This is a genomic window from Falsiroseomonas oryzae, assembly GCF_027856955.1.
Taxonomy (GTDB): domain Bacteria; phylum Pseudomonadota; class Alphaproteobacteria; order Acetobacterales; family Acetobacteraceae; genus Falsiroseomonas; species Falsiroseomonas oryzae.
Window position 1 is genome coordinate 1 of record NZ_JAPSMD010000201.1, and the last position, 9,686, is coordinate 9,686.

Annotated in this window: 7 protein-coding genes; 1 reads left to right on the forward strand and 6 read right to left on the reverse strand. The window is 72.8% G+C overall.

Annotation, left to right across the window (positions count from 1 at the left end; translation table 11 throughout):
* From OZN99_RS18125 to OZN99_RS18135, 3 genes are all read right to left on the reverse strand, one after another.
* Window positions 1-1,394 (reverse strand): acetyl-CoA carboxylase biotin carboxylase subunit (locus OZN99_RS18125; protein WP_270936671.1); only part of this gene is annotated, 1,394 nt, incomplete at its 3' end.
* Window positions 1,395-1,557: 163 nt separating this feature from the next.
* Window positions 1,558-3,174: a carboxyl transferase domain-containing protein gene (locus tag OZN99_RS18130; RefSeq protein ID WP_270936672.1), complete on the reverse strand. Its 1,617-nt coding sequence runs from the start codon at window positions 3,172-3,174 to the stop codon at window positions 1,558-1,560.
* A 36-nt stretch (window positions 3,175-3,210) separates the two neighbouring features.
* Entirely contained in the window at window positions 3,211-4,317 is a 1,107-nt protein-coding gene (locus OZN99_RS18135) for an alpha/beta fold hydrolase (RefSeq protein ID WP_270936673.1), read from the reverse strand.
* A gap of 65 nt (window positions 4,318-4,382) precedes the next feature.
* Between OZN99_RS18135 and ilvE the strand changes: the two genes are divergently transcribed.
* Window positions 4,383-5,291: a branched-chain-amino-acid transaminase gene (gene ilvE / locus OZN99_RS18140; protein ID WP_270936674.1), complete on the forward strand. Its 909-nt coding sequence runs from the start codon at window positions 4,383-4,385 to the stop codon at window positions 5,289-5,291.
* Window positions 5,292-5,418: 127 nt separating this feature from the next.
* Here ilvE and OZN99_RS18145 read toward each other — a convergent pair whose 3' ends face one another.
* From OZN99_RS18145 to OZN99_RS18155, 3 genes are all read right to left on the reverse strand, one after another.
* A complete protein-coding gene (locus tag OZN99_RS18145; protein ID WP_270936675.1) occupies window positions 5,419-7,470 on the reverse strand; it encodes a hydantoinase/oxoprolinase family protein in 2,052 nt (683 codons plus the stop codon).
* Window positions 7,467-9,068, reverse strand: a complete 1,602-nt coding sequence (locus tag OZN99_RS18150) for a hydantoinase B/oxoprolinase family protein (RefSeq protein WP_270936676.1) — start codon at window positions 9,066-9,068, stop codon at window positions 7,467-7,469. Before OZN99_RS18150 ends, OZN99_RS18145 begins: the two co-directional genes overlap by 4 nt.
* Window positions 9,065-9,686: thiamine pyrophosphate-dependent enzyme (locus OZN99_RS18155; protein WP_270936677.1), on the reverse strand; the 622-nt coding region annotated here is incomplete at its 5' end. The genes OZN99_RS18150 and OZN99_RS18155, both read right to left, overlap by 4 nt.

Sequence of the window (9,686 nt, forward strand, 5' to 3'; positions counted from 1 at the left end):
CGCAGCACCGCGGCGGCCAGCGCGGCGCGCGGCGGGGGGGGCGTGGGCGCGAGCAGGCCCGGGTGGCGCGCGATGAAGCCTGTGTCGAGGTCGGCGGCGGCGAAGGCCGGCGTCGCGACGATGGCGCGCAGAAGCGGCAGGTTCGTGCGGACGCCGACCACCTCGGTGGCGTTCAGCGCGCGCAGCAGGCGGCGCCGCGCTTCCTCGCGGTCCGCGCCCTGCGCGATCACCTTCGCGACCATCGGGTCGTAGTGGATCGGGATGGTGTCGCCGCCGCGCACGCCGGCATCCACGCGGATGCCCTCGCCGTCGGGCAGCGCCAGGTGCTTCAGCGTGCCGACGGAGGGCGCGAAGTCGCGCGCCGGGTCCTCGGCGTAGAGCCGCACCTCGATGGCGTGGCCGGCAATCCGGAGCTGGTCCTGCGTCAGCGGCAGGGGCTCGCCGGCGGCGACGCGGAGCTGCCAGGCCACCAAGTCCTGGCCGGTAATCGCCTCGGTGACCGGGTGCTCCACCTGCAGGCGGGTGTTCATCTCCATGAAGGCGAAGGTGTCGCCTTCCGATATGAACTCCACCGTGCCCGCGCCGACATAGCCGATGGCGCGCGCCGCGTCGCAGGCAGCCTTGCCCATGGCGGCGCGGCGCTCCGGGCTCATGCCGGGCGCGGGTGCCTCTTCGACCACCTTCTGGTGGCGGCGCTGGATGGAGCAGTCGCGCTCAAACAGGTGCACGACGTTGCCCTGGGTATCGGCGAAGACCTGCACCTCGATGTGGCGGGGCTTCGTCAGGTAGCGCTCGAGCAGCAGGCGGTCGTCGCCGAAGGCGGAGACGGCCTCGCCGCGCGCCAGCGCGATGGCTTCCTCAAGTTCCGTGGCGTCGCGGGCGATCTTCATGCCCTTGCCGCCGCCGCCGGCGCTGGCCTTCACCAGGATGGGGAAGCCGATGCGCATGGCGGCCGCGCGCAGCGTGGCGTCCGACTGGTCCTCGCCGTGATAGCCGGGCACGAGCGGCACGCCGGCCCGCTCCATCAGCGCCTTCGCCGCGGCCTTGCTGCCCATGGCGCGGATCGCGGCGGGCGGTGGGCCGACGAAGATGAGGCCGGCGGCGGCACAAGCCTCCGCGAACTCGGCGTTCTCGGAGAGGAAGCCGTAGCCCGGATGGATGGCCTCCGCGCCCGTGGCGCGGGCAGCGTCGAGCAGCGCGGGGATGTTCAGGTAGCTCTCGCGCGCCGGCGCGGGGCCGAGGCGCACCGCGGCATCGGCCATGGCGACGTGCATCGCATCGGCGTCGGCATCGGAGAACACCGCGACGGTGCGCAGGCCCATCCGGCGCGCCGTGCGGATGACGCGGCAGGCGATCTCGCCGCGGTTGGCGATGAGGAGGGTGGAGAAGGTCATGGCGTCGCGCGCCTCGCGCCGGAGCTCCGCTCGCGCCCCCACCCCGACCCTCCCCCGCTGCGCAGGGGAGGGAGCAGTTCGCGCCAACGCTCCCTCCCCCGCAGGGCGGCGGAGGGTCGGGGTGGGGGCGCGACCGACAGCGCCGGCACGAAGACCCCGCCCCTCACATCCGGAACGCGCCGAAGCGCGCCTCCCCGTTCCAGCCGGCGACCGGGTTGTTGCGCGCGGCGGAGAGGCACAGCGCCAGCACCATGCGCGTGTCGTCCGGCGCGATCACGCCATCGTCCCACAGCCGTGCGCTGGCGTAGGTGGGATTGCCCTGAGCCTCGTACTGCGCCTCGATGGGCGCCTTGAAATTCGCCTCCTCCTCGGCGGGCCAGGTGCCACCCCTCGCCTCGATGGCGTCGCGGCGGATCTGCGCCAGCACGCTGGCGGCCTGGGTGCCGCCCATGACGGAGATGCGGGCGTTCGGCCACATGAACAGGAAGCGCGGCGAATAGGCGCGGCCGCACATGCCGTAGTTCCCGGCGCCGAAGCTGCCGCCGATGATCACCGTGAACTTCGGCACGCGCGCGGTGGCCACCGCGGTCACCATCTTCGCCCCGTCCTTGGCGATGCCGCCCGCCTCGTATTTCCGGCCGACCATGAAGCCCGTGATGTTCTGCAGGAAGACCAGCGGGATGCCGCGCTGGTCGCAGAGCTCGATGAAATGCGCGCCCTTCTGCGCGCTCTCGCTGAACAGCACGCCGTTGTTGGCGACGATGCCGACGCGATAGCCCCAGATGCGCGCGAAGCCCGTCACCAGCGTCGGGCCGTAGAGCGGCTTGAACTCGTCGAACTCCGACCCGTCCACGATCCGCGCGATCACCTCGCGCACGTCGTAGGGCTCGCGGATGTCGGCGGGGATGACGCCGCCGATGTCGCCGAACAGCGGATCCCGGGGCGGCGCGGAATCGTCGGCGCCCTGCGGCTTGGCCCGGTTCAGCCCGGCGACGATCCGCCGTGCGAGCCCCAGCGCATGCGCGTCGCTCTCCGCCAGGTGGTCCGTGACGCCCGAGGTGCGGCTGTGCAGGTCGCCGCCGCCGAGCTCCTCCGCCGTCACCACCTCGCCGGTCGCCGCCTTCACCAGCGGCGGGCCGCCCAGGAAGATGGTGCCTTGGTTGCGCACGATGATCGCCTGGTCGGACATGGCCGGCACATAGGCGCCGCCGGCGGTGCAACTGCCCATCACCACCGCGATCTGCGGGATGCCCTGCGCGGACATCCGCGCCTGGTTGAAGAAGATGCGGCCGAAATGGTCGCGGTCGGGGAAAACCTCGTCCTGGTTCGGCAGGTTCGCCCCGCCGCTGTCCACCAGGTAGATGCAGGGCAGCCGGTTCGCCTGCGCGATCTCCTGCGCGCGCAGGTGCTTCTTGACCGTGATCGGGTAGTAGGTGCCGCCCTTCACCGTGGCGTCGTTCGCGACGATCACGCATTCGCGGCCGGAGACGCGACCGATCCCGGTGATGATCCCGGCGGCCGGGATGTCCTCGCCATACATGCCCTGTGCGGCAAGCTGCGAGAATTCCAGGAAGGGCGATGCCGGGTCGATCAGCGTGCGGATGCGCTCGCGCGGCAGCAGCTTGCCGCGGGAGAGGTGCCGCTGCCGCGCCATCTCCCCGCCGCCCTCGCGCACCTTCTCGACGGTGGCGCGCAGTTGCGCGACCAGCGCCTCCATCGCCGCGGCATTCGCCCTGAAGCTCTCCGATCGCGGATCGGCTGTGCTGGCGATCACGGCCATGGGCGCGGCGTTTCCCCCTTGCTCGTCACCGCTAGATCAGCCGGTCGCGCGCAGGAAGTCCAGCAGGTGGCGGGTCACGGCCTCCGGCTGCTCCTGCTGCACCCAGTGGCCGGCGCCGGGGACCAGGTGGAGCCCGCGGAAATCCGCGCAGGCCTCGGTCTGCATGCGGCGCAGCGCGCCGGGGAACTGGTGGATGCCCCAATCCGCTGCACCCGCGACGAACAGCGACGGCACCTCGATCCGCCGCCCGCTGAACAGCCTCAGTTCCAGCGCGTTGCTGCCGCCCGTCCCGCAGCGATAGGAGTTCAGCCCGCCCTGGAACCCGGTGCGCCCGTATTCCGCGGCATAGACCGCCAGCTCCGCATCGGGCAGCCAGCGGCAAGCGGCGACCTGCGTGGCGGAGGGCATGTGCGGCGCCACCGTCTCCGCCATCGTCGCGTGCAGCGGCATGACGTAGTAGGTTGGCAGTCTGGCCAGTTCCTGCGCCGTCCAGCCGGCCAGCTCGTAGGGCCGGTTCTCCGGCCAGTCGGCGCTCTTGTGGTGGTAGTAGGCGCGCAGGAAGGCGTGCACGCCCTGCGGGCAATGCCACATGTCCTCGTTCGCCGGGCGTGTCGCGTAGTACCACTGGTAGTGCTTGCGCGGCGGATCGAGGGCGGCGAGGTCCTCATGCACCGTGTCGCGCGGCGCCGCGTCCCAGCCCGGCGCGCCGGCGAAGGGCGCGCTCATCATCACGAGGCGCGCGAAGACATCCGGCCGGATCAGGGCGCAGCAGGCCGCGACCGGCGAGCCGTAGTCGTGGCCGATCACCGCATGGACGCGCGAAATGCCCAGCGCATGCAGCAGCCCGAGCATGTCGCGCACCTGGCCGGTCAGGCGGAAGGGCGTCAGGTCCGTGTCGTACTCCGCGCGCCAGCCCGTGGTGCGGCCATAGCCGCGCAGGTCTGGCGCCAGCACGTGGAAGCCGGCCGCGGCGAGCGGCGGCATGACCTTGCGCCAGGAATACGCCAGTTCCGGGAAGCCGTGCAGCAGCAGCAGCGCCGGCCGGCCCGCCTCGCCCGCTTCCAGCACGTGCATGTCGAGGCCGTTCACGCCCGCGACGATGCGCGCGCGGATGCCCGGCGGAAGTCCCTGCAGCGGTTCCATCGGCCCTTCCCAGCTGCCCTGCGCGGCGCCAGAGTCGCGCCGACCGGACCGGGGAGCAAGCGGCCATGTGGCAAGCCCGCATCATCATCCACAACGGCCGCCCCATCCCCTTCGAGGAGGCGCGCATCCACCCGCTGGCGCTCGGCGTCGCCTTCGGCATCGCGGTGTTCGAAGGGCTGCGCGCCTACCGCCATCCCACGACCGGCCGCTTCGCCGTCTTCCGGCTGGAGGAGCACCTGGCGCGGCTCGGCCAGGGGATGAAGGTGCTGCGCCTCAAGGACCCGCCCGCACTCGACGTGCTGCGCCAGGCGGTGCTGGACGTGATCCGGCTGAACGAGCCGGACGACGACGCCTATCTGCGCCTGCAGGTGCAGATCGAGGGCATGGGCATGATGGCGACGACGGGACCGGTCGGCTGGATCGCCGCCGCGCTGCCGCGAGAGCGCAGCACGAAGTTCGCGACGGGCCTTGCCGCGCAGGTCTCCTCCTGGACAAGGCTGCCGGACAACGCGATGCCGCCGCGCGTGAAGGCGAGCGCCAACTACCATGCGTCGCGCCTCGCCACGTTGCAGGCCAAGGCCGACGGCTACGACAGCGCCATCCTGCTGACCGCCCGCGGCAAGGTGAGCGAGGCCGCCGCCGCCTGCCTGTTCCTGGTGCGCGACGGCGTGCTGGCGACGCCCTCGCGCAGCAGCGACATCCTCGAGAGCATCACGCGCGACACGGTGATCGCGCTGGCGCGCGAGCAGGGCATAGCGGTGGAGGAGCGCGAGGTGGATCGCAGCGAGCTCTACGTGGCCGAGGAGGTGTTCCTCTGCGGCACCGGCCAGGAGCTGGTGCCCGTGACCAGCGTGGACCGCCTCCCGGTCGGCGACGGCACGCCGGGCGACGTCACCAAGCGGCTGCAGGCGGCGTATGAGCGCGTGGTGCGTGGCACCACGGACGCGCACCCGGAATGGCGGACGCCGGTGTAGCCCGCGATCGCCCTGAGTGTGCATACCGAAGGTGGGCACGGCGAAGGGCGTGAATCGCCGGGCCATAGAAGCTAGACCGGCGTAGCCCTGAACACAGTCAGGGCTACGCCGGTCTAGCCGTCGCGACTCAGCCCACCTCCACCACCAGGTTCAGCACCGCGTCACAGGTGGCGCGCGCGCCCGGCGGCACGACGAGGGTGCTCTCGCGCTCCTCGACCAGCGCGGGGCCCTGCACGACGTCGCCGGGCTTCAGCGCGGCGCGGTCGAAGACCGCCACGTCCACGAAGCGGCCGCCAAACCAGGCGGGCCGCGCGCCGCGCGAGGCCGCACCCGATGGTGACGATGCCGCTGCCAGGTCGAGCCGCGGCATCGGCCCGCTGACCGTGACGCGCCAGCCCACGCATTCCACCGGCAGCGTCGGTTCCGTGCGGCCGTAGAGGCGGCGGTACTCCGCCTCGAAAGCGGCCCGGATCGCCTCGCGGTCCAGCCGCGCGACATCCGCCTCCACCTGATAGCCCTGCCCGGCATAGCGCATCGCGACGCGGATGGTCGTCGCCGCGGCGTCCACCCCGGCGCGCGCCACCAGGACCCGGCCCTCCGCCTCCATCTCCGCGAGCATGGCACGCAGCGCGTCGAGGTCGAGCGTCGCGAGCGGCGCGACGAGGCCGCGCAGCAGCGCGAAGCTGATGGGCGCGGCGAGGAATCCCAGGGCGGATGCGACGCCCGCGCCCGCGGGCACGACCAGCCGCGCGATGCCGAGCTTGCGCGCGACCTCCACAGCATGCACCGGCCCGGCGCCGCCGATCGGCACCAGCGTGTAGCCCTCGATCCGCCGCGCCTTCTCCAGCGCGTGGATCGCGGCCGCCTGTGCCATGGCGGTATTGACGGTCTCGTGCACCGCCCAGGCCGCCTCGACGGAGCCGAGGCCGAGCGGGCCGGCGAGGCGCGTGCGGATCGCTGCCTCCGCGGCGCGCACATCCAGCCGCATCTCGCCGCCCAGGAAGCTGTCGGGGGCGAGGTAGCCGAGCAGCAGGTCGCAATCCGTCACCGTCGGCTCGGCGCCGCCGAGCCCGTAGCAGGCCGGCCCGGGATCGCTGCCGGCGCTGTCAGGCCCGACGCGCACCAGCCCGAGCGGATCCACACGCGCGATGGAGCCGCCGCCGGCGCCGATCTCGATCATCTCGACCACCGGCACCTTCAGCGGCAGGCCGCTGCCCTTGCGGAAGCGGTCGGTGCGCGCGACCTCGAAATCCAGGCTGCGCGCCGGTTGGCCGCCATCGATCAGCGCGGCTTTCGCGGTCGTGCCGCCCATGTCGAAGCAGAGGATGTCCGGCGCGCCCGCAGCCTCCCCGATCACCCGCGCGGCCTGCACGCCGCCCGCCGGGCCGGATTGCACCAGGCGGATCGGGTGCCGCGCCGCGACGTCCCGTGCGACCGTCCCGCCGTCGGACAGCATCAGGAACAGCGGCCCGGTCACGCCGGCATCGCGCAGTCCGGCATCGAGCCGCGCGAGGTAGCGCGCGAAGACCGGCAGGACATAGGCGTTGGCGATCGTCGTGCTGCCGCGCTCGTATTCGCCGATCTCCGGCACGAGGTCGGCGGAGAGACAGACCGACAGCTCCGGCGCTTCCTCCGCAACCAGCTCCGCGACGCGGCGCTCATGCGCGGGGTTGGCGAAGGCGTGCAGCAGGCAGACCGCGACGGCCTGCACGCCGCCGTCGCGCAGCGCGCGGATCGCGGCGCGCGTCGCGGCCTCGTCCAGCCGCGTGCGCACGCTGCCGTCCGGCAGCAGCCGCTCCGGCACCTCCAGCCGCAGGCGGCGCGGCACCAGGGGCTCCGGACGGCGCATGAACAGGTCGTAGGTGTCGTGGCGCAGCTCCGTGCCGATCTCCTGCACGTCGCGGAAGCCCTGCGTGGTGAGGAAGCCGGTCGGCACGCCGCGTCGCTCGATCAGCGCGTTCGCCACCAGCGTCGTGCCGTGGATGACGTGGCGCACCTCGCCCGGCGCCACGCCGTGCCGCGCGAGAAGGCTGCGCACGCCCTCCAGCACCGCCTGCTCCGGCGCGTGCGGCGTGGTCAGCACCTTGCCGTTGAAAAGCCGCCCGTCGCGCGTGTCGAGCATGACGAGGTCGGTGAAGGTGCCGCCGATATCGACGCCGATGCGGAACGGGGCGGTCACGCCACATAGCCCTCCGCCGCGTCGCGCGCGCGGTCGTCCGCGCTGCGCGCCGCGGGATCGCCGAAGCCGCCGCCGCCCGGCGTCTCGAAGGTGATGGTGTCGCCGGGCTGCAGCACGATGCGCGCCTTGGCGGGCACGGGCTGCCCATTCACCAGGTCCCGCCCGCCGCGCCCTGGCCCGCCGCCCAGCAGGCCGCGCGGTGGATGCTGCACGCGCTCGTGCCGGAAGGTCGCGGTCACCGGCTTCCCGCCCACCACCTCGAATCCCAGCCGCTGGCCGAGTCCGCCGCGACGCGCGCCGTCGCCGCCGCTGCCGGGGATCAGCGCCTTCTCCGTGATCAGCATGGGCACCGCGTTCTCGAACTGCTCCACCGGCTGCGTCGCGACGTTGGACGGGAAGGACAGGCAGGAGGGGCCGTCATGCGACGCAGCCGCGCCGTGCCCGCCATTCATGAAGAACATGCGGACGAAGCGGCGGCCGTCCGGCTGCTCGCCGGTGAAATACACGTTCCACAGCGGGCTGCCGCACTCCGCGATCACGCGCTCCGGCATCAGCCGGCCGAGCGCCGCCAGCACCAGCATCGGCAGATAGTGCCCGGTCAGGTGGCGGCCCCAGACCGGCGCAGGCCGGCGTGGGTTCACGATGCTGCCTTCCGGCGCGACCAGCGCGATGGGGCGGAAGCTGCCGTCGTTGTTCGGCGTCGCCGGATCGAAGGCGCATTTCACGGCGTAGTTGGAATAGGCCCGCGTGAAGTTCAGGGGCGAGTTCACGGGCCGCGCGATCTGCGCGTCGGTGCCGGTGAAGTCCAGCGTGATGGCATCGCCGCGGATCGCCAGGCGCAGGCGGATCGTCACCGGATGCTCGAAGCCGTCGGCGGTGACCTCGTCCGTCACCTCGCCGTCGGGCACCGCGGCGATGGCGGCGCGCATCGCGCGCTCCGAGCGGCCGAAGATCTCGGCGGCCAGCGCATCGAGCCCGGCGATGCCCTCCTCCGCGAGGATGCGGAACAGCCGCGGCTCCGCCTGGTCGTACATCGCCAGCTGTGCGCGGATGTCGCCGAGCGCCTCATCGGGCTGGCGGAGATTGGCCTCGAGGAAGGCGACGACGTCCTCGTTCTCCTCCCCCGCGCGCAGGATCTTCGCGACCGGGATGGTCAGCCCTTCCTCCCAGGAATCGCGCGCCTCCACGGACGGCGCGCCGCCGATGTCCGTGCAGTGGAAGGTGCTGCCGATCCAGGCCGCGATGCGCCCGCCCTGGAACAGCGGCTTGACCATGGTGATGTCGTTGAGGTGGCCGGTGCCGTAGTAGCCGTCGTTGCTGATCAGCACGTCGCCCGGCCGCAGCGTATGGGCGGGGTAGCGGTGCAGCATCACCGCGAGCGTCCGCGGCATGGTACCGACGAAGCTCGGCACGGAGCGGCTGGACTGCGCCACCTGCCGCCCCGCGCTGTCCATCAGCCCGACCGCCATGTCCCAGTTGTCGCGGACGACGGAGGAGAAGGAGGTGCGGACGAAGCTCTCCGCCGCCTCGTCCATCAGCCCGCAGAGCCGCGCCCAGGCGGTGCCGAGCGTGAGGGCGGGGATCGGTGCCTCGCTCACCCGCGCATCGCCTGCAGCTGCGCCGGGTAGCCGGCGGGGTCCACATGCACGTCCACGACGCTCGGTCCGTCATGCGCGAAGGCGGCGCGCAGCGCGGCGCGGTACTCCGCCGGGTCCGTCGCGACGAAGCCCTTCACGCCGAAGCCCTCGGCCACCCGGGCGAAGTCGGGCCGCGCCCAGCGCACGCCGGACGGCGTCAGCTGGCGCTGCTGCTGCTTTATGTCGATCAGCGAGAGGGCGCCGTCGTTGAACACCACCGTCACCAGCTTCGCCCCGGTGTCGGCGGCGGTCGCCAGCTCGCCCGCCACCATCATCAGCCCGCCATCGCCGGTGAAGGCGATCGCGCCGCGCGAAGGCTCGTGCAGCGCCGCCGCAATGCCCGCCGGCAGCGCGAAGCCCATCGAGGCGAGCCCGTTCGAGATCAGCAGGTCGCGCGGCGCCTCGCACTGCCAGAACGCGGTCGCCGAGAACATGTGCGCGCCGGCATCCACCGTGACGCGCGGCGCGCGCCCGGCTTCGCGGGCGACCTGCTGCGCGATGCGCACGACGTCCGGCGGCGCGACGCCGCCCTGCCCCGCCCAGGCCAGCGCCGCCAGTGCCGCCTCGCGATGCGCCGCG